Genomic DNA, 25,734 nt, shown 5'->3' with positions numbered 1-25,734 from the left:
AGCTGCCGTGATCTGGCCAGCGTCGGGGTTCAGGTAGCGCTGAGTGGTGGTCAGCGAGCCGTGTCCGGCGATCTTGCGGAGGACATGCGGGGCGACACCTGCGTCGGCGATCCGGGCGTCGGGCTGTTGCCGGCGGCAAGCAGGCGTTGGGCGACCATCGGCCGTACCTCTTCGATGAGAGGTACCTTGCGGGCGCGCTTTCCCTTGGTGGCCTTGCCGACGAGCCCGCCTCGGGCGGGGGTGGTCTGCCGTCGTACGGTCCGGATCCAGTTGTCGGTGTCAATGTCCTTGACGCGGACTCCGGAGACCTCGGCACTACGCGCAGACGCCAACCGGCCATGTAGGGGTCGAGCGTCTTGAGCTTCAGCCCTCGCAGCGCGAGGTCCATGTCCGCGGTGCCGTTTCCGTAGCGGCCGGGTTTGCCGCGTGCCCCCCGTTCGCTGCCCGTTGTCGCTGTCATAGTGCGATGGGGCCGAGGTCGGCGGCGGTTTGGGCCAGTGCGCGGATGCTGGGGCTGTCAGCGGTGGTACGCCAGGTGAGCGCCCATTCGAGGGTGGGGGCGTCATGGAGGGGCAGGAAGGCGATGCCGGGGGGCTTGTTGTAGCGCGCGGCGACTTCGCCCAGCGGGTGGACGCAGCGTCCGGCCGCGACCAGGGAGAGAATCTCGTGGAAGGTCCGCGCGGCGGGCCCGCGGGGGATGCGCCGGCCGAGCGGGGTGCGGGTGGGGACCATGGAGGCGACCCAGTACTCGGGAGCTTCGGGGCCGAGGTCGACGACATGGTTGTCGGCGAGGTCTTCCAGGGACGCGGTGCCGCGTTGGGTGAGCGGATGGTCTGTGGCCACGGCCAGCACGCGGCCTCCGGTGAGCACGGTGGGGCCGACGGTGAGGTCCGGTTCGGCGACGGGCAGCCACAGCACGTGCGCGTCGTGCTCTCCGGCGCGCAGGGCGGTGAACGCGTCGGCGCCGTTGATTTCGCCGAACTGGATGTCGCTGCCGGGGTAGCGGGTGCGGAACGCGTCGACGAGGGGGTGTAGTTCGTGTCCGGCGTGGCCGAAGACACCCAGCCGCAGGGTCCGGCCCGCGCCCGGGCCGGCTGCTTGGGCGCGTGCGAGTCCCGCGTGGAGGAGGTCGAGGGCCTGCTGCAGGTCTTCACGCAGGCGCCGGCCGACAGGGGTCAGGGCCACGCGTCGGCTGGTGCGATCGAACAGGGCCACGCCGAGGCGGCGTTCTTGTCTGCGGATGGCCTGGCTGACACGGGCCTGGGAGACGTGAAGTCGTTCCGCGGCTCCCAGTTATGGATAGCTCCATGGACTCTACATTGTTCCGCCGCTGACCTGCATCGATGCTGGACTCATCAGCCACCAGGCGCAGGCGGCAGACGCCTGACCGACGCATTGACAGGGCAGGGAAGCCCGATGAATGTTATGCGGAACGTCCTCGATCGCTTCGAGATCGAGGAGCTTCGCGCCGAGGTCACCGACGCTGTGATGATGCGCGACTTCGACCGCGTCGCCTCGCTGTTCACGCCCGACGGCACCATGCGATGGCCGCACATCGACAAGGAGTTCATCGGCCGCGAGGAGATCCGCGCGGGAATCGAGTGGGGGCAAGGACTCCTTGTCGAAGGCGGGCGGCCGGCCGCCGAGGCGCCCTCGGCGCCGGCGGTTGGCCGCCTGGTCGCGGCGCTCGGGGATCGTGACGGCGATGCCCCAACGCCGCAGCAGGTGACGGATCGCCCGGCTGGAGTAGGCCTTGTCGCCCAGCAACCGCACCGGTGTCGTGCGCTGGCGGCCCGTGGCAATGCGCGGGATGCGGATCCCGTCGAGGACCTGGGCGAACGCGGCGGCGTCGTTGACATTGCCGGGCGTGAGCACGATGGACAGGGGCAGGCCCCGGCCGTCGACGGCGAGGTGGACCTTGGTGGTCAGCCCGCCTCGGGACAGGCCGAGGGCCTGGCGCGTCTGCGAGCGGCCCGGAACTTCCAGTCTGTCCCCGTCAGCGGCCCCCTTTTACGTGCGCCGGCGGCGTGCTGGTGGGCACGGTTGACCGTGGAGTCGACGGCGACGGTCCACTCCACCCGGCCCACCGCGTCGTCGTGGACCTGCACATGCTCCAACAGCTTTGCCCACGTGCCATCCGCCTCCCAGCGGGCGAACCGCTCGTAGACGGTCTGCCACGGCCCATACCGCTCGGGCAGGTCACGCCACGGAGACCCGGTCCGCAACCGACACAGCACACCATTGACCACCTGCCGGTGATCACGCCACGGCCGACCGCGCCCGTCCACCTGCGGCAACAAGGGCTCAATCCGATCCCACGCCGCTTCCGTCAACTCACCTCGACCTGCCACAAGATCAATTATCAGAGACCCAGGTCAGGACACCGCACTCGACTAACTTCATTGCCAACGGACAACGACGCCGGGCGGCCTGGCCCCGCGTCAGAGCGGTGTTCCCACACCGCACGTGCGGTCACCCGGTACGGAGCGGCCCAGCGCTGCTTGGGACTACCGCGCATCGGTAGTCCCCCGAGCCGGTCCCCGCCCCGCCTCCCGCCCCCTTCCGCCGCGTTGGGGACGTCCTGCTTGCTTTGTGGGTTCACCCCAGTCTAATCTCGTCATCATGACGATAACCGCTCAGCGGCCCCCGCTCCCTGCGGGCATTGACTCCAGGGGCCTCGATCCGCCGCCGCGCGCACGGCCGTGACGTCGAGCACGAGCCCGGAGCCATGCCGGCGCGCGCACCAGCCACCCGGCGACCACCGGACCACCGGCAGAGATCGACACAAGGCGGTCCCCATTTCAACGCTGCGGCACCCCAGCGCCTGATCCCTGATGCGCGATCCCTGCTCTCCGATCCACCGCTCGTGCACTTCAAACCCTCGAAGACTCCGGCGCTCGTCGCGCCGCGTGCCGACGCGAAGAAGCGCGTCGATCGAAGTGTGAACTCGGATGGCGCAACCCCTCTCCTCCCGGAGAAATTCACCCGCTAGGAGCGTTTCGTGCGCCACGCCAGTCCCCTCCGCCCTCCGCCACGCCGCACCCTGTTCTCCTCGATTGCCTTTCCGGAATCCACTCAGTCCGAGCGTTCGAAGCGGCCGACTACGTTCGCGAGAAGTGTCGAGTGCTGAACGGGCACCTGCGGCACAACAGCCTCGATTCCGTCGCCTTCGGGGCCTCGTACGACTTCGTCGAGCTCTATCCGGAACGGCTCACGATCCCGTCCGGCGAGAGAGAATCACACAAAAAGAGTTGGCCGGAATTCACCCACCTCGAATTCGAGGAACCGGCAGCACGCTTGGAGTACCTCCACAGATTCAACGCGTACAAGTAAGTGGCCGGGCAGTCCCGCCATTCACCTCACTGTGCCGCCCGCGGCCGTTCTGGGCTCTTGGGGCCACGGCCGCGGTGGCATCGACAATGACCTCAGGACGGAAAAGTGAGCATGTTCGGAATGCCGGTAAATCCCTTCGACCTCTCCGAAGAAACGCTGAGCCGAATATCCGCCGATGACTCATGGGCCCCGACCGAGTCGGAGATCCCACACGTCGATGCGAGGGTGATTCGCCATTTCCTCACTCCGGCTGAAGTGGAGGTATTCGCGGCCGAACTCGCTGCCCAGCGCTTTGTGCCGGTGGGTCTAGACGGCATTGCCGCCAACTACGCAGAGGGAGATCCGGTCGGCTCTCTCCGTGCCACGGCTGACTCCGAAGTCTTGGCGGCAGAGTTCTACCGCAGGCTGCGGACGTTTCTGTCGTTTCAAGTAGGACCGGACGATCCGACGGATTCAGACGGAAGGACCTGGAAGCCGGCGTCCGTCAATCCGCGCATGCGCTTCATCACGTACGAACACGGCGGATTGCTAGTCCCGCACTACGATTCACCCTATTTCGCCCCCGACGGAACGCGAACTCACCTGACGGTCGTCGTCTACCTGTCGTATGAGGCAGTGGGCGGAGAAACGCGGTTCATCGCCGACAAGCAGAACGACCTTCCCTTTGCGCAACGCGACTTCTCGGACTGGCCCCGGCTCGCAGAGCCTGAGGAAATATTGAGCGCCCACCGCCCCGAACCGGGCGATGCGCTCCTCTTCTGGCATCGGACGCTTCACGACTCGGCCCCGCTTCTTGAGGGTACGAAAACAATTCTCAGAACCGACGTGCTCTACGAGCCCATAGATGTGCCTTGAGTAACAGCAAGGCAACCGTCGCACAGGAGGGCCCACGTGGTACCCGCCCGGGCTGGTGACACCGGGTGGGCGCCCAGGGCGGACTTCGGATTCGACGACGTGCATGCGGTGCTCCCCCTGAAGGGATCTTGCGTGCAGGGACAGTAACCCGCATCCCACCTGGGGCAGAACATCTTTTCGATAACAGGGCGTGCCGAACTCACAGCGGGTGATGAGGGGGCCTTCGATAAGGAGGTCTACCGCGACCGCAACGTGGTCGAACGATGCTTCGCACGCCTCAAACAGTTCCGCGCGATCGCGACCAGGTTCGACAATCCGTGATCATTTGTCAGACACCGCCTAGAGCCTGTCCGGCGGATCAGGGCCGGACCGGGAGGCGGTGGGCCGCGTGTGAGCCGTCGGTCGGGATGGAGCCGCGTGTCGCCAGGACCTCGCCTGTGTCGGCGAACTCCCAGTGGGTCGCATGCCTCCCGTCCTTGAACGGCCATTCGACTCGGACGACAGGGCGGCTCAACAGGCTCTCGAACCAGCCGGCGCACCGCTCCGCGAGCTCCTCAGCCGTGCCGGAGGCCGGGAGGAAGCCGCGCTCGGGCGACTCGTGAAGGTTGAAGAGCTGGTCGCAGACTTTCCCGGCCTTCAGGTGCGTGCCGTGAAAGTGCACGGCCCACTCGCCGAGCACCAGTCGGCGCGCCTCATCGAGAAGGCTGGCATGGACGAGGAGCGACGATTCGTCCTCGGGCCGTCCGACCTGGCTGGGAGCCCACGGCACCCGCCAATCAGCGGCCCGGGCTCGCAGCACTGCCAGGAAGGCGAGTTCGGCCTCACTGAAGTCCCAGGGCTCCTCGCCGTACTCCTCCGGGTCCTCGACCTCGAACCAGCTGTTGACGTCCACGGAAAGACTCTAGAACTACGGATACGAGGAGGTCGGGCAGCACGGGCGTGGCCGGGGTGTCCGTGGCTTCCGGACTGGCCGGCTGCCTCCCCAGCGGCGCCCGGAGCCGGTGACACAGCCTGCGGGAGGTGCAGGGCGCCTGAGCGCCACGCACTTGAGAGTTTCGGTCGCTGGCCTGTCAATGCAGGTCAGAGGGCATTTAGTCAGGCGTTCAGCGACTGGAGCGACTCAGGGTCCGACATGTCTCCGCCGGTTCAGGCCTCGGCTGCCTGGGCTGGGCGTTCGGAGCGCTCGGTTTTGCGGCCTCGGCTGCCGGCTACGAGGGTGGTCGGGTCGACTGCTTCGGCTGGTGCGCCGCTGGCGTAAAGGCCGTCGGGGACGGTGTCGCAGTCATGGGGCAGGAGCCAGAAGACGCGGCGGCGGAAGCACCTTCGTCGAAACCTCTGATTCAATCGAATGCAGCAGCTCAGCGCGCACATGGTGGGCGTGACGCCGAGCCTGGCTCCATGGGTATACGACCATGGGTGATCGTCGAGCCACCTGACCGGCGCGGTCTGCGCCGGATTACCATCCACGACAAGACGGTGGGGAGCGCCTGGTCCCTCCTCGAGTTGCGGGAGGTGCTCCGCCGCCTCGGCTACCCCGACGACATGGACGTGGACGACCGTGGGTGCGTCCACTGGCGCGGCGGCGATAGCAGCGTGTGGCCCGACGATAGGGGCTGGAGACGGCGTGTAGTCATCGCCGTCATGGTCGTGGGGTTGCTCGGATCGCTGGCGCTGCACGCCGTCATCGGCTGGGCGGACGCCCTCGGAGCGCTCACTTTCGCGCAACGTTTGGTCGGCGTTCTGTTCCTGCTGGCAGGCGCAGTTCAGGGCATTTCCGTGCCCGCGGCCGTCGACTACTGGGGCCGCCAGCAGGTCAGACTGTCCGGAGCGCTGGTCCTTCTGGGCGTGCTCATGGCGCTGGCCACTACGAGCCTTCTTCTCTTCCTTTGGCTTCAGGAACGAGAACTCATACCCAATGTCCTGGCTTTTCTTGCCTTGTGGCTCTGGTCACTGTGGGCCCTCTGGACCCTCATCCACGAAAAAGTGTGGAGGGGGATACCGCACCCCAGGAAGTTCGCGGCAGGGGTTACCTTCACCGCACTCCTGACGGCCATCAGCCTGGGTTACTCGACTATCTATCAACCCATTGTCGCCCCCTGGCACTTTGCACTGAAATCGGAATTCGGCACGCCACAGACGGACGCCGATTCACCCTATATCCACGTCCCGCTCAAACTCTATGCGAAGAATACCGGAGGGATTCCGGTCTACCTTGTCGTCGACGACTACACGGTCTCTGGATCCTCGGCAAAGTTCTCCGCCTCAGGCCAAGGGATGAAGGAATGGAAGGGCAACGAGGAGGGAGGGTGGTACAGCACAGAGGCAGAAATCTTCGTGAGCAAAGTCGAAGGCGAGATCATTGGATCCGGGCAGTTCCAGGGCCCTGGTACGACGCTGGACGCCGGAGAAGAGTTCACGATGGAGAAGGTGATCACACTCCCCAAGGGCGCCAAGTACGAGACACTGAACGCCATTCTTCGATTCGCCGTCCTGAGGCAGGACCGGGGGAAGCTCAGCGAAGAATTCAACTATCCCAAACTCTCCTGGATGAAATCAGAAGGAAGATACTACTGTCCGCCCAAAAACTGCGGCGAGCATGTCATACACCACGGCAGGGTGCGCTACAACAATAACTTGATCAACATGACGAGAAAGCCGCGATACGTGGCTGCTTTCTGGTCGCCGGAAGAGGAGCCAGATGTCTTCATCTCCTCGTTCAACTTCAAGAAAAAGAAGAAGACTGAGTCAATCTACGACATATACGGAGCCCTGGATTCCAAAGAAGTGGAAAGAGAGGCCGAAAGATACGGTCTCAGCTGGGTCTGGGTCAACTCGGCAGTGTCCGTCAAGGGATTGCTGAAGCAGGCGCAGTCCTGAGCCGCGCGCACGGTCTCGTCCGATCACGCCCAAACGACGTGCGGCGAGTGTCCGTGCCTGGGTCGCGATCGCCCTGGGCCGCTTTCCCGCACCAGATCCCGCGACTTCGGCTGTGCTCGACCGACTGGGAGCGGACGCCGACCCGTACGTTCGTGAACAGGCAGCCGAGGTCCGTCAGCGCAAGCCTCTCCGCCGCTGACGAACATGGCACACGCCGTGGCGGGCTCCGCACGCATCTCCTACGCCCCTCTAGGAGGACGGCAGCCTGCGCGATACTGGGCTCGGACGAGGACACGGGATCGTTGAGAGCGCCATCGGCGACGCCCGACGGTTCGGTGAAGTAGATCGCGTACCGCCATCTGTCGACGGTTCGGTAGAGCACGAGAGTCGTCGGGGTCCCGATGGTGCGCCAGTACGGCTGCCGCTTGCCTGCCATGTCCGCACGGTACTGGTCCTGGTCGGGTCCACCACCACGATCAAGCAGGTCGGGTCAGTGGGCGTCCGCCGTGGGTCTCCAACCAGTCGAAGCGGACAATATGGGAGAACCTCGCAGTGAGGCGAACCCTCACGGTCACAGCACAAGCCCGTTGGGCCCGCAGAGCTGAGCCGGCGCCAGTCGGACCTGGAGTCGCTGCTGGTTCAACTCGCGGGAGTACTGTCGACGCGCTTGCACGCCTTGATGACGTGCTGGTAGGACGCGGCCCGCACGCTGTCAGGAACGCCAGTGCGGGCGTAGTTGGCGTAATTGCCGAGCGCGGTCCTCACGTTAACGTCGCTCGCCCTGGCTTCCGCACTGTGGATCTCCGTCGACAGCCGGTCGGCGGCAGCCTTCGGTCCTGGGTCCTGCAGTGATTCGCGGGTGAACGACGGGAGCGCCGTGTTGAGGGTTCGAGCAGGCCCGCCCGCTCGGGTGGCGGGGCCTGCTCGAACAGGACGGCAGTCAGGCAGCCGGTCGGGGTGTCGCGGCGCGTCTCCGCGTCAGCCTCCGTCGTTGTGGTTGGACCAGCCGTGCCCGGCCGGGCACCGCAGGACGTGGACGCTCAGCAGCTGGTACGGCCCGCGGTCGTCCCACGCGTGGGTACCCTCCACCGCCGTCTGCTCGCAGTGCGGGCACTTCCAGTCCGCGAGCTCGTACGAGGCCAGCGCCCGCGGCTCCGTCGACCGGGACTCCGCCACGAGCACCGCCGTGGACGTGCCGGCCAGCGGCTCGTCGGGGTGGGTGTAGCGGACCGGGATCCCCAGGCTGAGCGCGTAGGCGATCTCGGAGCGCGTCGAGTCGCCGACGTAGCCGCCGGGGTTGACCACCAGGACCTCGTCCGCCATCCGCACCTTCGCCCGGTGCAGCTCGTCGAGGCGCACCTTGAGCTCCTCGGCGTCCTGCTCGTCCGCCCACAGCGCGTGCGGCGTCTTCATGTCGCATCCCGGGGCCAGGACAATCCGGCCGGCAGCGGTCTCGCGCAGGTTGGCTTCGGCGAGTTCGCTCCAGAAGCGGGTGGAGCCGCACAGGGTGACGACCTTGGGCCGGGCGGCCGAGGTGTCGGACGGGTTGAGCAGGTGGTCGGAGTCCGCGGGGGCGGCGCCGGCGATGACGGCAGCGGCCTGGGGGTCGCGGTGAATGTGTTCGCGGTTCATGAGGACGTCCTCGTTCTCGGTCGGGAAGGGGGCGGGTGGTGAGGGTCAGCGGGTGGGCTCGGCGCCGGGGTGGACGATCCAGGCGGCCGGGTCGGCTCCCGGCGGGAGGGTGTGCACGGTGTAGCGGGTGCGGCCGGAGGCCAGGATCAGGCGCGCGCCGTCGAGTTCGAGGTCGACCCGGTGGGTGCCCTTGATCGTGCGGGTGATGTCGGCGAGGAGGCGACCGGAGACCAGGACGGTGCCGGGGGTGGTGACCTCGGCGTCCACGGTGGGCTGGGCGCTGGTCTCGTAGTCGCGGCGAGGGCGGGTAAGGGGGGCCCGGCGGGCAGGGCGCGGGCGGCGGGGGCCGCGAGCGCGGCGAGGTCCTGGCGGAGTTTCACTGGTGGTCCCTCCAGAGTGAGCAGGCGGGCCGCTGGCCCGGGCCGGGGTGCGCGCTGGTGTGCGGGAGAAGTCGGGGGCCGTCCGTCCGGTACGGGAAGAGTCCCGTACCGGACGGACGTGCTGGCCGCTAGGCCGTTTTGTGGATTATCCGCGAGAGCGGAACGATGGCTGCCATGGCTTCTGAAGAACCGTCCCCGGTTTCCTTGATTGACACCGCAAGCGGCTTTGTTGCGTGCCCGTGTTGTTTCCAGCGGACGCTGCAGGAACGGGCCAACTTTGAGATCTGCCCAGAGTGCGGCTGGGAGGACGACGGGCAGGGCGATGCGGACGCACACTTCGTGAGGGGTGGGCCCAACGGTCGGCTGAGCCTGACGCAGGCCCGGTTGGACTACCTGGAGGAAGTCGCCGAGGAACGCAATGATTCCATCACGCGAGGTGGTGAAGGCCTGTGGAGCTCGGAAGCGCGGCGCCAGATTCCGGACCTGGCTGAATAGGACAGCGTCCGGCCGCCCTCGCTTTCGTTGTCAGGTCGTGTCACTGACTGATGCCCAGTGGGCTCGGATCGAGCCGTTGCTGCCAGATCGGACGTCGAGGAGGGGTGGGCGGTGGCGTGATCACCCGCAGGTGATCGACGCGATCGCGTTCAAGTACCGCACGGGGACGCCGTGGATGGACCTGCACGAACGGTTCGGGTCTTGGAAGGGCGCTTACAGCCGACTGCGGATGTGGGCGATCGACGGCACCTGGGAACGCGTCTTCGCCGCCCTTCTTACTCAGGCCGACGCCGAGGACGACCTGGAGTGGGCCGTCGCCGTCGACTCCACCATCGTGCGAGCCCATCAGCACGCTGCCGGGGCCCGTCAAAGGGGGCCCCGGTCAGCGAGCCGCACGACCCCATGCCCTTGGCCGTTCCCGCGGTGGACTGACCACAAAGATCCACCTCGCAGCCGACGGCCGGTGCCGGCCTCTGGCCTTCGGCATCACCCCAGGACAGGCCGGTGACGCACCTGCCTTCGAGCACGTGATGGGTGCGATCCGGGTGGGCAGACCGAAAGGCAGGCCCCGAACCCGCCCCACGACCGTGCTCGCCGACAAGGCGTACTCAGCCCGCGCGATCCGCAAGCATCTGCGTAGACGCGGGATCCGTGCCGTGATCCCGCAGCCCGCTGACCAGATCGCCAACCGAAAACGGCTCGGCAGCAAGGGCGGTAGACCACCTGCCTTCGACAACGCCCGCGTGAGCCTGATGGCCGTGGACGTACACGGCCACCTTCAGCACACGCTCTGGAACGGGACCACGTGGTCGCCTCCGGGCACCGACTGGCAGGACATGGGCGGCACCTTGCGTCCTGGCCCGGCGGTCTTCGCCCGGGTTCCCGGCCGACAGCCCTGGTGTCCCGGTCGATCTCGGCCGGCCCGAGGCTGCCGGAATCCATCCGCCGCGCATGGCGGCGGGTGCGAGGATGCCGGTATGACGATCATGTTCAAGGGGGCCAACGCCCCGTTGCCCGGGGGGCCGTTCCGTATCACCGTGGTCCGGGAGGACCGGCCGGGCGCCCCCCTGGTGGCTGCCGTCGCGGTGCTGGTGGACGCGGTGGGGCGGGTTCGTGGCGAAGGTGATGTGGTCCGGGGGGACCGGCCCTCGCACCCCTCGGGCGCCGTACGGTACCTGGGCGGGGCGGCGGAGGGCGGGCGGCTCGTCCAGCGACTGGAGGTGGACGAGGAGGCGGTGGAGCCCGCCGTACAGAGGGTGCTGATCGCCGTCCTCGCCTCGGGCGGGACGTTCGTTGCGGTCGCCGGGCTGTCCGTGGAGGTGGCCGGCGGCGAGGGCCCGCTGGTGGTGCGGTACGAGGTCACGGACGCCGGCGGTGAGACCGCGCTGGTGCTCGGCGAGTGCTACCGCCGGAACGGGGCCTGGCGCTTCCGCGCCGTGGGGCAGGGCTACCGCGCCGGGCCTGCCGCACTCGCCGCCGACCACGGCATACCCCTGGAGGCCCTTCCGGCCGCCCCGGTGCCGGGCCCCGCGATGACCGAGGTGCACAAGGAGGCCGCCCCGCCCGCAGGTGTGCTCCCGGTCGGGTCCCCGGCGGCGGTCGGCGGCGGGAGTGTGGCCGCTCGCGGGGCCCAGTTGAACGCGCAGGCTGCGTCCCTGGCGGCATCCCTCGGGCAGATCCTGGGCTCGGGGGCCGGGCCGGAGCAAGGGGCGGTGCCCGTCCCCGACGGGGAGTTGTTCCACGAGGTGCACGGCGAAGGGGAGCAGGTCCTCTCCTTCGGCCGGCCGGCTCCCGAGGGCCCGCTGATCATCGAGATGTCGGTGGCCGGCGGGGGCCCCTTCGGCGTCGCCACCCTCGACCGCGACGACGCCCAGGACCAGGTCCTCTTCGACACCACCGCCCCGGTCCGGGAGGCGCGGGCCCTGGCCGTACGCGGTAAGCGCGCGCTGCTGCTGCGCGTCGTGGCGGCGGGCGCCTGGACCCTGCGGGTGCTGTCGCTCGGTGCCGCGCGCCGGCTGGAAGGCACCGTCTCCGGCGCGGGTCCGGACGTACTCCTGCACGAGGGCCCGGCCGCCGACCTGACCCTGCGCCACCACGGGCCGCGGTCCGCCCGCTTCGAGGCGGCCACGGCCCAGCTCGACCGCGTGGAGCCGGATCGGCGCAAGCCGCTGGCCGACGACGACGGCCGGGCCGAGGCCACCCACCAGGTAACGGCCGGGCCGCTGCTGGTGCTCGTGTCGGCGCAGGCCGGCTGGAGCGCCGAGCTGACGCCCGCGCCGGGGCACCACCGCACCCCGCAGGAGGCCGAGCGGGCCCTCACGCGGTCCCTGGCCACAGGCGTCCACGAGGGGCGCGGCACGCTGGAGCTGACCGTGGTGAACCCGGAGCCCGGCCGTCCGGCGGTGGTGGAGTTCGAGCGGACGCGGGTGCCCAAGCGGCACAGCTGGTTCTGGATCTGGCGCCTCGACGAGAAGGGCGAGGTGGAGCAGCTGAGCATCTACTCCACCACCCGGGACGCGAGAGGGCAGATGCTGGCGTTCGCCAAGGGCGAGCCCGAGGTGCGGGTACGGGTCCAGGGCTCCGGCGACTGGCGGCTGCGGGTCCGTCCGATCGACACGGTGGAGGCCCTGGGCAGGCGCGCCAAGGGGCGGGGCCAGGCCGTACTGCGCTATGCGGGGCCGCCCGCCCTGATCCGGGCCACGTGCGAGGGCTCCGACGAGGCCTTCAGCTATGTGCACACCGTCCAGCCTGACGGCACCAGCGACAGGGTCGGACGGTTCGGCACCCTGGCGCCGATGACCGGCCCGCTCGCCGTGGGGCCCGAGGGCTGGTGCCACGTGGTCGTGAAGCTGGACCACGCGGCTTCGTGGAAGCTGGAGGTACTGCCCCTGGGCGAGGTCCGCGAGCTGAAGCGGAAGCTCTCCGGCCAGGGCTGGGAGCTGGTGGAGATGACCGGCTCGGCCGCGCAGGTGGAGGTCCGGGTCGATCCCGGGGCCGAGTCCGACGCGATCGTACTGGCCACCATGGACGCGTACCTGCGTCCCGAGCGGCAGCTGTGCGGTGAGCCCGGGGTCCACCTGGTACCGCCCGGCCTGATCGGGGTTCGCACCGCGGAGAAGTGGAGCCTGAAGGTTCGCCGCTGATCCCCCTGGGGGGGGTAACACCTGACCGTCCTGCCCCGCAGGCCGGTCAGGTGAGGTCCAGCGGCAGCGCGAAGTGCGTGGCGGGGATCCGCAGCGCACGTCCGCTGCGCCGTCACGGCTTCCCTCGTCGACTCCGGGCCCGCGTCAGCGGAGCAGCGCTATCACCTTGGCGAAGGTGTCGAGCGCCGACTCCTGCACGGTGACGTAGTCGAACCCGAACCGTTCCCGACGGGCGATGAGCTGCTCGGCGATCTGTTCCGGGCTCCCGATCAGCACGGCGGGTAGTTCACCGACCTGTTCGGGGCTCAGCGTGCCCCGCAGGAACCGGGAGTAGTCCTCCCGGGCAGCCGCGCGGTCATCCGTCACCTGAGTGCGCAGCACGATGATGTTTCGATGCACGGTGTCCCGGTCGGATGCACGTAGTTCCGCATCGACCAATGCCACCCGGTCGTCCATCTGCCGATCGGTGAGGAACTGCATCCCCCGACCCTGCGGGTCGAATCCGGTGCCGGCGAACGACACGATGTCGGCGTGCCTGGCGGCCAGTCTCAGTACCCGGTCACCGTTTCCGCCGATCATCAGGGGCGGCCGGTCGGACGCGACGCCGGGGCCCGGCCGGGCGGCGCTCCAGGCCCGGTTGACCTCGTCCAGGGTCTCGACGAGTCGGTCGACGCGCTTGCCCGCCGCCTCGAACGGGATTCCGGCCTGGTCGAACTCCTTCTTCTTCCACCCCGCGCCGAGGCCGACCTCCAGCCGTCCTCCGGTGAGCTGGGCGGTGGTGACGACGTCCCGGGCGAACAGTGCCGGGCTGTAGAACGAGGTGTTGCTCACGAACGTGCCGACCCGGACGCTCCTGGTCGCCTCGGCAGCCAGAACGCACGCCGGGAAGGGCGACGGCATGTCGATGTGGTCGGGCACGGTGATCACGTGGTAGCCGAGGTCCTCGGCACGTCGGGACTTCTCCATCCAGGAGACCCGGTCTTCCAGCTTCCAGAAACTCACGCCGAACCGCATATTCATCGCACAGCTCCTGTCCTTGAGTGTGGGGAGGCTCAGACGGCGGTGGCCCGGTCGCGTTCGGCCCGGCGGACCGCCGGGCCGATCAGCACTGCCCCGGCGAGGAGCGCCGTCGCCACGATCGCCCAGCCGTAGGGCGCGAGGTCGGTCGCGAACCAGGCCACCGCGGCCGGCCCGAGTGTGGCCTGCGCGACCATCCTGAGGTGGAACGCGCCCAGGTACTCACCCCGGGCGGTGTCAGGCGCCAGCCCGTAGCCGATACCGAACGCGCCGGCGGACTGCCACAGCTCTCCGGCGGTGATCAGCAGGACGGCGACCACCGCGATGCCGACGGTCGCCCAGGACCCGATGAGACCACCGAGGACCATGACGAGGCAGGCCGCCGCGCTCACCAGCCCGGATCGGCGGGCGGCGGCGACAGCGCCGCCCAGGTCGTCCGAGCCTCGGGCGGCCCGGACCTGCAACAGGACCACCAGCACGGTGTTCAGGATGAACACCAGCGGGATCACGCTGCGCGGTACGCCGTCGACACTGAGGATCCACAGCGGTACACCCACCGCGAGCACGGTGCCGTTGAGGGCGAGCAGGGTCGACACGCCGATCACACCGAGGAACGGGACGTCACGCAGCGCCCTGAACCGTGAGGCGCGTTCGGGTGGCGGCCCGGGGCTGGTGACCGGCAGCCTGACGACCACCAGTGCGGCAAGCACGAAGGACAGGGCGTTGCCGAGCGGCAGTGCCTGCATGGCCGCACCGCCGATGCCGATCAGCCCCGCGGCGATGAGGGCGCCCGCGGAGAAGCCGACGTTGAACACCGAACGGAGCGCGGCCCGTGCGGTGACGCGGTCGGATTCCGGGACCAGGTCCATGACCAAGGTGTGGAACAGCGGACCGCTGCCCCATTCGAGGGCGCCTACCAGGGCCACCACCACGAAGAACGTAGGCGCCGAGTCGACCATCGGGTACATGCAGTAGACGCCGGCGAGGGCCAGCATGCTGATCAGCAGCATGCGCCGGGCACCGAACCTGTCGGCTGCCCGCCCCATCAGGACACTGGAGAAGAATCCCGTGAGCCCTGCCACGGACAGCCCGATCCCGACCTGAGCGGTGGGCAACCCGGCGACCACGACGAAGTAGACGGTCGAACTGGCCAGGAACAGGCCGTTGCCGATGCTGTCGAGCAGGTGCAGCACCGCCAGGGGGGCGGCCGGGCCGCGCAGCGAGGCGTAGTTGCCACGAACGAAGGAGGTGATCACGCCGTCCGCCCCCCGGGAACCTTCCCCTGCCGAATCAGCCTCTCGAACACCCGCGTCGTCTCCCCCGGCGGTATTCGTTCGTCGTACACCCACCAATGCCTCATGGCCGCCCACCCTAGACCAATGATCGTCGACACGGCAGTGGCCCCGAGCCCTCCCGTCACGGTCCGTGAGTGACGGCCGGTGAAGATCGACGGTCGTGTATGTTCGCGCCTCTGACCGGAGTTGGGGAAGTAGGTGGTGTGATGACAGGGCTGGTCTACGACGACCTGTACCGCTTGATGGCTTCGATGACCGGGGACGAGAAGCACGCCGAGGCGGCGTCTTCCACCCTGGATGTGCTCTGGGTTCTCTACGACCGGGTGCTGCGGGTCGGGCCCGACATGGCGGACGACCGCGACCGGTTCTACCTGTCGAAGGGGCACGGTCCCATGGCCTATTACGCGGTGCTGGCCGCGAAGGGCTTCCTCGATCCGGCCGAGTTCGACCGGTTCGGCACCTACCACGCATCGCTCGGCCACCACCCGGACCGGCTGCTCATACCGGGGGTGGAGATCTCCAGCGGGTCTCTCGGCCACGGTCTCCCGTTGGCCGTGGGCACCGTGCTGGGCCTGCGGGCGCGCGGCCTGACGTCACCTCGGCTGTGGGTACTGCTCGGCGACGGCGAACTCGACGAGGGCTCCAACCACGAGGCGATCGCCTACGCCGGCCGGAGCCGGCTCGAGCAGCTCAACGTCGTCGTGATCGACAACGGCAACGCGACCCAGGGCTGGCCCGGCGGACTGGAGACCCGCTTCGCCGTGGAGGGCTGGGCGACGGCGCGGGTCGACGGGCGCTGCCACACCGCACTCGAAGCGGCGTTCACCGCACCTCATCCGGGTCGCCCCTCTGTGGTGGTGGCCGAGGTCGAGTACACCCCCAGCCACTGACCGCACAACCGAGGAGGAGAAGCCATGGCCGGGCAGATGCGAGAGCGGTTCGTCGAGGTCACGACCGAACTGCTCGCCGAACACGAGAACCTCGCGCTGGTCACAGCCGACCTGAGCGCCAAGATGTTCGGCCGGGCCTCCGGCGAGCATCCGGATCGGGTGATCAATCTGGGCATCCGCGAACAGTTGCTGATCAGCGTGTCCGGCGGCCTGGCCCTTGCCGGGTTGCGACCCATCGCGCACAGCTTCGCGCCGTTCCTCATCGAGCGGCCGTTCGAGCAGATCAAACTCGACCTGAACCACCAGGACGTGGGCGCGGTGCTGGTCAGCGCGGGCGGGTCCTACGACATCGCCAGCGGTGGGCGGACCCACCAGTCCCCCGGTGACGTGGCGCTGCTGGCCACCCTGCCCGATTGGACGATCCACGTTCCGGGTCATCCCGACGAGGTGGAGGCACAGCTGCGCCGGGCCGCGGCCGGGAGCGGACTGGTCTACATCCGCCTGTCCAACCAGGCCAACGAGAACGCCTACCACCCGGACGGGAACGGGTTCCGGGTGCTGCGCGAGGGCGGGCGGGGCACCGTGATCGCGGTCGGGCCGCTGGCCGACGCCGTACTGGAGGCGACCGGGCCGCTGGACGTGACCGTGCTGTACGCGTCGACCGTCCGGCCCTTCGACGCGGCGGCGCTGCGGGCCGCGGTGGCCGACCAGTCGGAGGCCAACGTCGTGCTCGTCGAGCCCTATCTCGCGGGCACCTCCGCCGCCGAAGTCGCCCGCGCCCTGCCCGACCGGGCTCATCGAACGCTGTCCCTCGGCGTGGGCCTGGACGAGTTGCGCCACTACGGCACTCCACGTCAGCACGCGATCGCACACGGTCTCGGGGCGGCGGGTTTGCGCCACACCATGGCCCAATTCCTTGGATATATGCATTAGTTGGCGGGCAGATGCCCTATCGGAATGATCCAGATCGACGTACCGTCGATGCTTCATCCGGTGCAAACGCGCTGGAACCATCTCAAACCAGAAGGAGTCGGCATGTCTTTTGACGACAAGCTCCGGGCGACCGAGGCCGAGCTGCTCATCGCGGAAGCGAACGCGGAGATCGACGAGCTCTCGGACCACTCCCGCCCCATGGTGATCGAGAACATCAACGAGGCCTAAGCACACAGGACTTCGGTGAGCCAATTCTGGGAACCGCTTCGGCGGTCCCAGAGTTGGTCCGGATCCGACCAAGAGGGACGGCTGTGGTCATGGAACATCCGCTGGTCCGACTGATCGACGACGTGGACCTGTTGGGCACTTACTGGAACAAGAAGTTCGGCTTGTTCCCCAAGGCGGCCCCGCCGGACGGCCTGATCGACGAGCACGCCATCCAGGCCCAGCTCGACGCCGGCCTCCTGCGCTGGCCCTATTTCACCCTGATGCGCGAGGGCAACCAGCCCGCGATCGGTGACTTCACCCGATCGCGGAACGTGCTCGGCCAACGCGTCGGATCGTTCGCCGATCCGGAAAAGGTCCGGTCGCACCTCGCCGCCGGCGCCACCATGAAGTTCAGCCAGCTCGAAGACTGGCACCTTCCGATCCGCACCCTGATGCGCGCCCTGGAGGCGCGGATCGCCGCCGAACTCAAGGCCTACGTCTTCTACACCCCCTGTGACAACACCGGGATGCTCCCCCACCGGGACGGCTCGCACGTGCTGGCGCTCCAGCTCGCCGGTGCCAAGGAGTGGACGATCTACGACGCCCCCGACCAGATCGACGCGCGTCCGGGGCTGAACGTGGACGCCGACAGCCGCTCGCACACCTTCGTGATGGAACCCGGCGACGTCCTGTACCTGCCCCACGGCTTCCCTCACGTGGCCACCGCCCGGGGCGGCACTTCCCTGCATCTGACCTTCACCATCACCGAGCCGACCCCACGGGACCTGGCCGGGGCCCTGATGGCGACCTTCGAACAGCCGAGGGTCGACCCTGCCCTGCCCCTGGAGGACCGGGCGGCGGCCGTGGCGAAGGCGCTGCTGAACCACCTGGACTCGGCCGACCCGGACGCCCTTGTCGGCACGGCCGTCGAACGCATGCGGAACAGGACGATCCGATGACGCTACTGGCCGACATCGTCGGAGATGTCGACTCCTTCGCCGCCGAGACATGGGCGCGGCGGCCGGAAGTCTTCCGGTACGAGGCCGGGCCGGACCTGCTCGCACGGGCCGCAGCCTGGGAGATGGTCGAGTGCGGGCTGCTGGTCGCACCGTACTTCAGCATGCTCCGCGAGGTCGGCGGCGGCGCGACCGCGCAGGGCATCACCACGACCCGCGAGGTGTTGGGCCGGGCATTGCCCGCCTACGCCGATCCGGATGCGGTGCGCGCGAAGTACGCGTCGGGGCGGGTGATCACCCTCAACCAGCCCGAGGACTGGCACGTCGGCATCCGCGGCCTGCTGGACGCGTTGCGGGCGGACCTGCGGGGCGGGGCGCGGTCGGCGGTCTTCCTGACTCCGCCCGGCGCGAGCGCGTCTTCGGAGCACACCACGGATCAGCACGCACTGCACTTCCAGCTCGACGGCGAGTCGCACTGGACGCCGGCCTCCGGCCCGGCGATCGAACTCGTTCCCGGCGATGTGCTGTACCTGCCCGGTGGACAGGACACCGGCTGCGAGGCCGGCCCGGACGGATCGTTCCACCTCACCGTGACCATCGAAGAGCCGACCGGTTCGGAGCTGGCCGGCCTGATCATCGCCGAGTTCCTCGACGGCCCGGCGGCCACCGAGATCGCCGGGACCCACCACTTCCTCACTCCGGCTCAGAAGACCGCTTGGCTGCGTACGGAACTGGGCAAGGCACTGGCCGACCTCGACCCCGCAGCGCTGGTGGACCGGGCCGCGGTCGGCCCGCGCCGCGGCGGCCAGACATGAGACCGGACGTCTTGCTCGGCCAGGTCCGCGCGGAGACCGCGCACCGGCTCGGGGACGGCCTGGTGCTGGAGGCCAGGATGACCCGACCCGACCGGCCGTATCCGGTGCCGTTCGTCCTCGGCTACGCCCCTGGGCCGGACGGCGACCTCACCCTGGCACACGCCTACGCCGGGGCCTCCGCGGTGACCGTGCTCGACGACGGCTATCTGTTCCTCTCCGACACCAAAGCGGGCAACGGCCGGAGCCTGCGCCGGCACCGGCCCGGCGCCGAGACGGAACTCGTGCTGAGTCCGGGCCGCGACGTGGTGTCCTACTCCGCCGGCGGCTCCGTGGTCGTCGCGGCGGCCTGGGTGCCCGTCGACCGGGCCGATCCACACCGAACCGCCGTCCTCCTGGACGGCGACCTCTGGCCGCGCTCCGGCTACCAGGCCGCCGGTGAGGTGCTCGGCCTGCTCCTGACATCCCTCGAATCCGGGGTGCCGGAACCACTCGACGTCACGCTGGCTCCGAACGAACGGCTCACTGGACTGTTGTCACTGACCCCGGACGGCAGCCGGTGCGCGGCCGGCGTGGTCCGCTTCCTGCCCGGCGGCCACCGCCGTCACGGCCTGCTGCTCATCCCCGTGGCGGACCCGGCCGCCGCGCAGCCGGTATGGCCGGACGAGGATCTGCGGGACGCCGTGCCGTCCCCGGACGGTTCCTGGTTCGCCTGCACGGCGGAGCGGGTGGCCGCCCCGGGGCTCGGACCGCGCCAGGGCGTGGTGCTGGTGGCGTCGGACGGCTCCCGGCTGTTGCGGCCCGCCGCCCGTCACCCGCACTGGCTCCAGCCGAGGGCTTGGTCCGGGCACACCCTGCTCTGCGTCGGCGAGGACCACGGCCGGCGGCGTCTGTACACGGTGCTGCCGGAGGGCGACCGTCCCGAGCCCGTCGAGCTGTCCGGATCCGTGGGGTCCGTCACCGTCACCGCGGGCGAGGCACTGGTCGTACAGTCCCGGGTGGACCTGCCCCCCGAAGTGGTCTCCGTGGACCTGGTCGGACCCTCCGCGCGCACCCTGCTGACCCCGGCGGCCGCCGCCCGGCCGGCCGGACGCATGGAACGACTCAGCCATCGCGCCGAGGACGGCACGGTGTGGCACAGCTGGCTGTGCCTGCCCGCCGACGAACCGGCCGAGCCGCTGCCGGTACTCGTCTGGTGCCATGGCGGCCCCTTGTTGAGCTGGATCGACTGGTCGTGGCGGTGGAATCCGTGGCCGTTCGTCGCGGAGGGCCACGCCGTGCTGATGCCTGATCCTCCTCTGTCCATGGGGTACGGCCAGGAGACGGTCGAGCGGGGCTGGGGACGGTGGAGTTCCGAGGTGGCCTCGGTCGCCGCCGAACAGGTCCGCGCGGCGCTCCGGCGACCTGACCTGGACGCACGGCGCGTCGCCGCGATGGGCGGCAGCTTCGGCGGCTACCTCGCCCTGGCCCTGGCCACCCGGTTGCCCGAGATCCGGCTCGTCGCCAGTCACGCCGGCTGGTCGGACTTCGCCGCCGTGGCCCGCGCCAGCGACCTGCACTGGCACTGGCTTCGGGAGTACGGGCCGGTCGAGGAGTCCGGGGCGTACCGCAGGGAGAGCCTCGCACTGGACGGCATTGATCCGGGAGTCACCGTGTTGCTCTCGCACGGCTGCGCGGACCAGCACGTCCCGGTCGGCGAGGCCCGGGCCATGTACCGGGCCCTGGACACCAGGAAGGTCGACGTACGGCTCATGCTGCTTCCCGACGAAGGCCACAGCATCGAGCGTGCGGCCAACGTGACCGCTTGGTACGACTGGGTCCGTGCGGCCTGCGCGGAGGTGCTGGCAGCATGACGACCACCACGACCACGCTCACCCCGCGGATCAGTCTCGGCCGCGAGCACTGGCTCCCGCCGACCACGGCCGACGCGACCACCGCGGGCGGCACTTCGCTGCGGATCCGCACCCTGGAGGCGACCGCGGAACTGGCCGGCGCGGTACTCGACCGATGCGGCATCACCCGAATCGCCGACGTGACCGACCTGGACGTGCTCGGCATCCCGGTGTTCAACAGTTGCCGTCCCGACGCCGCCCCCGGCCTCAACACGGTCACCAGCGGCAAGGGCACGACCACGACGGCCGCACGGGTCTCGGCGATGATGGAGGCGATCGAACGCACCTGGTGCGAGCCCCGGGCCGCCGAACCGCCGCTCCGCGCGAGCTACGCCGAACTCGTCGCGGCCGGTCGGCCGACGCTCGACCCCCGGCGGCTGATCCTCCGGCGCGGCCACCGCTGGACCGAGCGGCAGCCGCTGTCCTGGTGGCCGGCGCGCGAGTTGCACTCCGACACCGAGGTACTCATCCCAGCGCTGGCGGTGTTCACCCCGTTCCCGGACGAGTACGGGATGTTCTCCTCGAACACCATCGGCCTGGCCTCGGGCAACAGCCCGCGCGAGGCACTTCTGCACGGCCTGCTGGAACTTGTCGAACACGACTGCACCGCGTTCGGCGAGACGCTGCGGGGCGGCCACCGGATCAGGTCGGGCACGTTGCCGGCCGAGGCGCAGGAGCTCGTCGCCCGGTTCGAAGGGGCCGGAATTCAGGTACAGGTGTTCGGCTACGTCAACGAGATCGGCATACCGACCGTCTTCGTCACGACCGACGACACCCACTCGGAGGACGGCCTCCTGATCAACGGCGGCGCCGGCTGTCATCCCGACCCCACCGTGGCGCTCAGCCGAGCACTCACCGAAGCCGCGCAGTCCCGACTGAACGTGATCTCCGGAGCTCGCGAGGACCTCAACGGCCAGGTACACCGCCGACACGCCTCCTACGAAGAGATGCGCAAGATGCTGCACACCTGGAGCGCCGGCCGCTCCGAGCTGGACTTCGGCGAGCTGCCGCACAGCACCACCGGCAGGGTGGAGGGAGACCTCCGACTGGTTCTCGACGGACTCGGGACCGCCGGATTGGATCTCGTGTTCGCCACCGAACTCGCACCGCCCGACCTGCCGTTCTCCGTGACCCAAGTCGTCGTGCCCGGCATCGAGAACCACCACAACGACCCGGCCCGGCTCGGCACCAGACTGCACGCCGCGATGGTCGGAGCCGGCTTGGCGAGGTCCCCTCGATGACCCGCACCAGCATGATCCTGTTCACCGGGCCCTCCCTGCGCCCCGCCGACTTGGTCGATCTGCGGGCACTCGCCACGAGGACAGGGCACGACCTGGACGTGCGGCCCCCGGTGCGCCGCCTCGACCTGGTCGAGGTGGTCGACGCCGGCGGCACCGACCGGGTGCTGATCCTGGACGGCGAGTTCGGCCAGAACCTCGCGGTGAGCATCACCGAGATCCGCTCGGTGCTGGCCTCCGGGCAGCCTCTCGCCGGCGCCTCGTCGATGGGCGCGCTCCGGGCCGTCGAGTGCCGGACCCTGGGCATGACGGGCAGCGGCTGGGTGTACGAGCAGTACCTGTCCGGCGCCATCGAGTCCGACGGGGACGTGGCGCTCCTGTACGACCCGGAGGACTACTCCCCCGTGACCGTGCCGTTGGCGAACGTCCGGTGGTTGCTGAGCCGAACGGAGCTGTCCGCCGAAGACGCCCGACGTGCCCTGCGCGTGGCCCACGGCCTGCACTTCCGGGACCGGCGGCCTTCCCTCCTGCTCCGGCGGTGGAAGGACCGGCTGCCGGCCGCCGTCGTCGAGGTCCTCGAACCGGAACTGGCCGAAGACCGGCGGGACACCTGGGACCGCAAGCGGCTCGACGCGCTCGAAGCGGTACGCGCCGTACTCGGAGAGGAGAACTGACATGAGCGTCCTTGACGCGCTCGGCGACCCGGCCTGGTTCACCGCCGAATGGCCCGCCACGCCCTACCACCGGGTGGGCACCGCCTCCGAGTTGCGGACCACACTGACCTGGTCGGCGCTGGACACGATCCTCAACGACCAGGGACTGCAGGCACCGGCGTTCCGGCTGGCCCGCAACCACCAGTTGGTACCGGCGGAGCGGGTGACCCGGCCGGAACGGCACACGTCGCAGGCCGTCCAGGGGCTGGCCGACCCGGTCCGGATCGGCGCCGAACTGACCGACGGGGCGACGCTCGTGCTCCAGGGGTTGCAGCGGTTCTGGCCACCGTTGGCGGACACCTGCCGACGCCTGGCGGCCGACATCGGGCATCCGGTGTTCGTCAACGCCTACCTGACACCTCGCGCGGAGCAGGGCTTCGGCGCCCACCACGACCCCTACCACGCCTGGCTGACGCAGGTCTCGGGCAGCAAGTCGTGGCGACTGTGGGCGCCGGACCAAGACCCGGCGAAGGATCCGGCCGACGTGGAAGTGGTCCTGGCAGAGGGTGACGTGCTGTGGATACCTCGGGGGTGGTGGCACAGCGGGAGCAGCGGCTCGGAGCCGAGCCTGCACCTGACCTTCACCGTCTGGGCCACGAAGCTGGATGCCGTGCTGCGCGCCCTGTTGGCCGAGGTTCTGCGTGATCCCGGGCTGGCCCGGGAACTACCCCCGGGCGCGTTCCGGGACGGTACGCGCACCGAGGCCACGGTGGCCGATGCGACGGGAGAGATCGCCGACATGATCGCCAAGCTGGCCCCGGAGACGGTCGCGACCCGGGTGGTCGGTGCGCGGCTGGACCAGTTCGCCCCGCTCCCCGCCCGTCCGGTGTCGTCGGTGATCGGCGAAGACCGGGCTGTGCGGTTCCACGCCCATCCGGAGGGGGTCCTGCATTCGGACGGGGTCCGGTTGCGAACGGCCGACCGGCTGATCACCCTGGAGCCCGGCCAGGAAGCCCTATGGCGTGCCGTGTCGGTCCGGACCGACGGCTTCACCCTGACCGAGCTGGACGCGGACCAGGCACTGCTCGACCTCCTGGTCGACGCCAGGTTGGTCTGTGCCGCACCCTGCCCGGGACGCTGACCCATGGACAAAGTCGACGTCAACGGGCTCGCCGAGACTGCCGAGCGCCTCGTGGCCGCGAAGGTCGAGCGGCAGGGCGGCATCTCCACCTACCACGACCACCACATCCGGGGTGCGGTGACCGAGGCCCGGCGCACCGGCCGGTCCGACGAACTGACCGAGTACCTCGCGCTGCTGACAGGGGACCGGTACCGGGACCCGCTGCCGCGCCTCGATCGATCCGACCGGGACGTGCTCGCGGCTCTCGCATTCCCGGTCCCGAACTTCGTCGCCACCCAGGGCGTCACCGATCACCTCATGTGGGCCGGTCGGCCCCTGTACAAGACGGTGTTCGACCTGGCCGCTTATCCGATGCTGATCGCCGAGCTGGTCCCGGGCACGATCATCGAACTCGGCTCCGGCAGCGGCGGGAGCGCGCTCTGGCTGGCCGACGTCGCGGCGTCGCACGGACAGCGACCGGAAATCATCTCGATCGATCGCACACCGGTGGACCTGGCGGACGACCGGGTGCGGTTCCGGACCGGGGACGTCGGACGTCTCGACGAGGTCCTCGCCGACTCCGATGACCTGCCCAGGCCCTGGCTGGTGATCGAGGACGCCCACGCACACGTCCGGGCCGTGCTCGACTTCTTCGATGCCCGGCTGACCTCCGGCGACTACCTCTTGGTCGAGGACAGCCTGGCCAAGAGGGCCACCCTCCGCGAGTTCCTCCGCAGCAGTCCGCACCGATACCAGCTCGACACCCGGTATCTGGACCTGTTCGGCGAGAACTCGAGCTGCGCGATCGACTCGATCCTGCGGCGGGTGTAGGGCGCGCCAACATGTGCGCCCTCCCCTGGCCCGACCATCTCATCCCATGCACCGCGACAAGGACCGACCCATGCACACCAGTACCGCGATCCGCTTGATCGAGCCCGCCGACGCCGCCCCGATCGCCGCCCACCGCGTGCGGGACGTCGAGGCCTTCCGACGGTGGGAACCGGCACAACCCGCCGACTTCTTCACCCCGGAGGGCCAGGCAGAGCGGATCGACGGCCTGCTCGCCGGACACCGGGCCGGCACCGTCTGGCCGGGTGTGGTGCTCGCCGGCGACCGAGTGATCGGCCAGGTCACCGTCGGAGGCATCCTGCCGCAGCCACACCTGCGCCGCGGCTCCGTCGGATACTGGATCGCCAGTGTCGCCCAGAACCAAGGGCACGCCGGACGCGCCGTCGGCCACGTGCTCCGCGTCATGACGGACGAACTCGGCCTGCACCGCGCCGAGGCCTCCACCAACCTGGAGAACCTGCCATCGCAACGGGTACTGCGCCGCAACGGATTCAGCCCGTACGGCGTCTCCCACTCCTCGATCCTCCTCGACGGGAGCTGGCGGGACGGCCTGCTGTGGGAACGGATCCTCGGCGACTGAGGGCAGGCGGTGTGCAGGCAGGGCACAAGGGTGACGGCGCAGCCGCGAACGGTCCGGAGTGGAAACCCTCACCAGGCTCGGCCCGACTCGGGGTGAGCTCGCCCGGTCGTTCGTGACGTAGGTGTTTGTAGCGGGTCCGGAAGACTTCGCGGGTCTCGGGGATCAAGCAGCCGAGGTGGGAGCGAGCAACCTGGCACGAAACTGAGACAGCATCGCCCCTGCTGCGATCCCACAGCGGTCGATCGTGCAGGCGTTGGCGGCAGTAGTCGAAAAACGGGATCAAAGCATCGGGTGGGGATTACCGACTACCCGCAATACGATCGCCATTGAGATGGGCCCGGATCGTCTTTCGATCACGGCCCAAATGGCGAGCGATCGCCGAGATGGTCCATCCCTGACGACGCAACGCGTGAGCGTCCACGCCTTCCTCCCACGTGAGCATCCAGGCCTCCGAGCAGGCCGACTCATTGCTCGCGCAGACTCTCCGCGGACACGGCATCTCATCCAGTGGTCCGCACACTGCGTCGACGATTACGCAGGCCAGCCTGCCGGATTCCCTGTAGTAGACGGTGACAGC

Annotated in this window: 19 protein-coding genes and 6 pseudogenes; 17 read left to right on the top strand and 8 right to left on the bottom strand. The window is 69.2% G+C overall.

What is annotated here, in order from left to right; all coding sequences use genetic code 11:
- Positions 1-456 precede the first annotated feature (456 nt).
- On the bottom strand, positions 457-1,293 hold the full coding sequence (locus OOK31_RS17820) for a LysR family transcriptional regulator (protein ID WP_323188228.1): 837 nt from the start codon (positions 1,291-1,293) through the stop codon (positions 457-459).
- A 321-nt stretch (positions 1,294-1,614) separates the two neighbouring features.
- Positions 1,615-2,351 (bottom strand): annotated as a pseudogene (locus OOK31_RS17810) (IS5 family transposase); the annotation flags it as partial.
- Between the two features lie 1,093 nt (positions 2,352-3,444).
- Here OOK31_RS17810 and OOK31_RS17805 point away from each other — a divergent pair.
- Both OOK31_RS17805 and OOK31_RS17800 read left to right on the top strand, forming a co-directional pair.
- The gene (locus OOK31_RS17805; protein ID WP_267088315.1) at positions 3,445-4,188 is read left to right on the top strand and encodes a 2OG-Fe(II) oxygenase; all 744 of its coding nucleotides are present in this window, start codon (positions 3,445-3,447) and stop codon (positions 4,186-4,188) included.
- Positions 4,189-4,407: 219 nt separating this feature from the next.
- Positions 4,408-4,509 (top strand): annotated as a pseudogene (locus OOK31_RS17800) (IS5/IS1182 family transposase); the annotation flags it as partial.
- A 37-nt stretch (positions 4,510-4,546) separates the two neighbouring features.
- On the opposite strand, the gene OOK31_RS17795 reads toward OOK31_RS17800, so the two are convergent.
- On the bottom strand, positions 4,547-5,080 hold the full coding sequence (locus OOK31_RS17795) for a hypothetical protein (protein ID WP_267088215.1): 534 nt from the start codon (positions 5,078-5,080) through the stop codon (positions 4,547-4,549).
- A 254-nt stretch (positions 5,081-5,334) separates the two neighbouring features.
- Positions 5,335-5,505 (bottom strand): annotated as a pseudogene (locus tag OOK31_RS17790) (DUF6009 family protein); the annotation flags it as partial.
- Between the two features lie 99 nt (positions 5,506-5,604).
- Here OOK31_RS17790 and OOK31_RS17785 point away from each other — a divergent pair.
- Positions 5,605-7,065, top strand: coding sequence for a hypothetical protein (locus tag OOK31_RS17785; protein ID WP_267088214.1), 1,461 nt, complete (start codon positions 5,605-5,607; stop codon positions 7,063-7,065).
- Positions 7,066-8,262: 1,197 nt separating this feature from the next.
- Here the strand turns inward: OOK31_RS17785 and OOK31_RS17780 are convergent.
- Positions 8,263-8,619: pseudogene (locus tag OOK31_RS17780) on the bottom strand (hypothetical protein); the annotation flags it as partial.
- Positions 8,620-8,742: 123 nt separating this feature from the next.
- Positions 8,743-8,979: pseudogene (locus OOK31_RS17775) on the bottom strand (hypothetical protein); the annotation flags it as partial.
- Positions 8,980-9,251: 272 nt separating this feature from the next.
- Here OOK31_RS17775 and OOK31_RS17770 point away from each other — a divergent pair.
- The 3 genes and pseudogenes from OOK31_RS17770 to OOK31_RS17760 all read left to right on the top strand — a co-directional run bounded on the left by OOK31_RS17770 (position 9,252) and on the right by OOK31_RS17760 (position 12,715).
- Positions 9,252-9,572 (top strand): CPCC family cysteine-rich protein, encoded by a 321-nt coding sequence (locus tag OOK31_RS17770; protein ID WP_267088213.1) that lies wholly within the window; start codon positions 9,252-9,254, stop codon positions 9,570-9,572.
- Positions 9,565-10,306, top strand: a pseudogene (locus tag OOK31_RS17765) (IS5 family transposase); the annotation flags it as partial. The gene OOK31_RS17770 and the pseudogene OOK31_RS17765, both read left to right, overlap by 8 nt.
- 243 nt (positions 10,307-10,549) lie before the next feature.
- Positions 10,550-12,715 (top strand): TerD family protein, encoded by a 2,166-nt coding sequence (locus tag OOK31_RS17760; protein ID WP_267088314.1) that lies wholly within the window; start codon positions 10,550-10,552, stop codon positions 12,713-12,715.
- 144 nt (positions 12,716-12,859) lie between these two features.
- Here the strand turns inward: OOK31_RS17760 and OOK31_RS17755 are convergent, their stop codons facing one another.
- The gene (locus OOK31_RS17755) at positions 12,860-13,729 is read right to left on the bottom strand and encodes a TIGR03621 family F420-dependent LLM class oxidoreductase (RefSeq protein WP_267088313.1); all 870 of its coding nucleotides are present in this window, start codon (positions 13,727-13,729) and stop codon (positions 12,860-12,862) included.
- Positions 13,730-13,767: 38 nt separating this feature from the next.
- Entirely contained in the window at positions 13,768-14,988 is a 1,221-nt protein-coding gene (locus OOK31_RS17750) for an MFS transporter (protein WP_267088212.1), read from the bottom strand.
- 245 nt (positions 14,989-15,233) lie between these two features.
- Between OOK31_RS17750 and OOK31_RS17745 the strand changes: the two genes are divergently transcribed.
- From OOK31_RS17745 to OOK31_RS17695, 11 genes are all read left to right on the top strand, one after another.
- Positions 15,234-15,917: a transketolase gene (locus OOK31_RS17745; protein ID WP_267088211.1), complete on the top strand. Its 684-nt coding sequence runs from the start codon at positions 15,234-15,236 to the stop codon at positions 15,915-15,917.
- Positions 15,918-15,941: 24 nt separating this feature from the next.
- Positions 15,942-16,850 (top strand): transketolase family protein, encoded by a 909-nt coding sequence (locus tag OOK31_RS17740; RefSeq protein ID WP_267088210.1) that lies wholly within the window; start codon positions 15,942-15,944, stop codon positions 16,848-16,850.
- A gap of 102 nt (positions 16,851-16,952) precedes the next feature.
- Complete coding sequence (locus OOK31_RS17735; RefSeq protein ID WP_267088209.1) at positions 16,953-17,078, top strand: hypothetical protein; 126 nt, start codon at positions 16,953-16,955, stop codon at positions 17,076-17,078.
- Positions 17,079-17,167: 89 nt separating this feature from the next.
- Positions 17,168-18,016 carry a cupin domain-containing protein gene (locus OOK31_RS17730; protein WP_267088208.1) on the top strand — a complete coding sequence of 283 codons (849 nt, stop codon included), beginning with the start codon at positions 17,168-17,170 and terminating at the stop codon, positions 18,014-18,016.
- A complete protein-coding gene (locus tag OOK31_RS17725; RefSeq protein WP_267088207.1) occupies positions 18,013-18,828 on the top strand; it encodes a hypothetical protein in 816 nt (271 codons plus the stop codon). The genes OOK31_RS17730 and OOK31_RS17725 overlap by 4 nt, the downstream gene beginning before the upstream one ends.
- Positions 18,825-20,678, top strand: a complete 1,854-nt coding sequence (locus tag OOK31_RS17720; RefSeq protein ID WP_267088206.1) for a prolyl oligopeptidase family serine peptidase — start codon at positions 18,825-18,827, stop codon at positions 20,676-20,678. The genes OOK31_RS17725 and OOK31_RS17720 overlap by 4 nt, the downstream gene beginning before the upstream one ends.
- Positions 20,675-21,958: a YcaO-like family protein gene (locus OOK31_RS17715; protein ID WP_267088205.1), complete on the top strand. Its 1,284-nt coding sequence runs from the start codon at positions 20,675-20,677 to the stop codon at positions 21,956-21,958. The genes OOK31_RS17720 and OOK31_RS17715 overlap by 4 nt, the downstream gene beginning before the upstream one ends.
- A complete protein-coding gene (locus tag OOK31_RS17710) occupies positions 21,955-22,629 on the top strand; it encodes a TfuA-like protein (RefSeq protein ID WP_267088204.1) in 675 nt (224 codons plus the stop codon). Before OOK31_RS17715 ends, OOK31_RS17710 begins: the two co-directional genes overlap by 4 nt.
- Before the next feature lies 1 nt (position 22,630).
- Positions 22,631-23,749 carry a cupin domain-containing protein gene (locus OOK31_RS17705; protein ID WP_267088203.1) on the top strand — a complete coding sequence of 373 codons (1,119 nt, stop codon included), beginning with the start codon at positions 22,631-22,633 and terminating at the stop codon, positions 23,747-23,749.
- 3 nt (positions 23,750-23,752) lie between these two features.
- Entirely contained in the window at positions 23,753-24,559 is an 807-nt protein-coding gene (locus OOK31_RS17700; protein WP_267088202.1) for a CmcI family methyltransferase, read from the top strand.
- Between the two features lie 70 nt (positions 24,560-24,629).
- Positions 24,630-25,157: a GNAT family N-acetyltransferase gene (locus OOK31_RS17695; protein ID WP_267088201.1), complete on the top strand. Its 528-nt coding sequence runs from the start codon at positions 24,630-24,632 to the stop codon at positions 25,155-25,157.
- The last annotated feature ends 577 nt before the right edge of the window (positions 25,158-25,734 follow it).

This window comes from Streptomyces sp. NBC_00249 (assembly GCF_026342355.1).
Classification (GTDB): domain Bacteria; phylum Actinomycetota; class Actinomycetes; order Streptomycetales; family Streptomycetaceae; genus Streptomyces.
The sequence above is the reverse complement of the archived record's forward strand: the minus strand, read 5'-3'. Positions and strand labels throughout refer to the sequence as shown.

Bases quoted from the DNA above. Each gene is read 5' to 3' on its own strand.
- OOK31_RS17770 (WP_267088213.1), top strand. From the start codon at position 9,252: ATGGCTTCTGAAGAACCGTCCCCGGTTTCCTTGATTGACACCGCAAGC.
- OOK31_RS17700 (WP_267088202.1), top strand. From the start codon at position 23,753: ATGGACAAAGTCGACGTCAACGGGCTCGCCGAGACTGCCGAGCGCCTC.
- OOK31_RS17730 (WP_267088208.1), top strand. From the start codon at position 17,168: ATGGAACATCCGCTGGTCCGACTGATCGACGACGTGGACCTGTTGGGC.
- OOK31_RS17755 (WP_267088313.1), bottom strand. From the start codon at position 13,729: ATGCGGTTCGGCGTGAGTTTCTGGAAGCTGGAAGACCGGGTCTCCTGG.
- OOK31_RS17715 (WP_267088205.1), top strand. From the start codon at position 20,675: ATGACGACCACCACGACCACGCTCACCCCGCGGATCAGTCTCGGCCGC.
- OOK31_RS17735 (WP_267088209.1), top strand. From the start codon at position 16,953: ATGTCTTTTGACGACAAGCTCCGGGCGACCGAGGCCGAGCTGCTCATC.
- OOK31_RS17720 (WP_267088206.1), top strand. From the start codon at position 18,825: ATGAGACCGGACGTCTTGCTCGGCCAGGTCCGCGCGGAGACCGCGCAC.
- OOK31_RS17710 (WP_267088204.1), top strand. From the start codon at position 21,955: ATGACCCGCACCAGCATGATCCTGTTCACCGGGCCCTCCCTGCGCCCC.
- OOK31_RS17705 (WP_267088203.1), top strand. From the start codon at position 22,631: ATGAGCGTCCTTGACGCGCTCGGCGACCCGGCCTGGTTCACCGCCGAA.
- OOK31_RS17695 (WP_267088201.1), top strand. From the start codon at position 24,630: ATGCACACCAGTACCGCGATCCGCTTGATCGAGCCCGCCGACGCCGCC.
- OOK31_RS17805 (WP_267088315.1), top strand. From the start codon at position 3,445: ATGTTCGGAATGCCGGTAAATCCCTTCGACCTCTCCGAAGAAACGCTG.
- OOK31_RS17740 (WP_267088210.1), top strand. From the start codon at position 15,942: ATGGCCGGGCAGATGCGAGAGCGGTTCGTCGAGGTCACGACCGAACTG.
- OOK31_RS17725 (WP_267088207.1), top strand. From the start codon at position 18,013: ATGACGCTACTGGCCGACATCGTCGGAGATGTCGACTCCTTCGCCGCC.
- OOK31_RS17745 (WP_267088211.1), top strand. From the start codon at position 15,234: ATGACAGGGCTGGTCTACGACGACCTGTACCGCTTGATGGCTTCGATG.
- OOK31_RS17760 (WP_267088314.1), top strand. From the start codon at position 10,550: ATGACGATCATGTTCAAGGGGGCCAACGCCCCGTTGCCCGGGGGGCCG.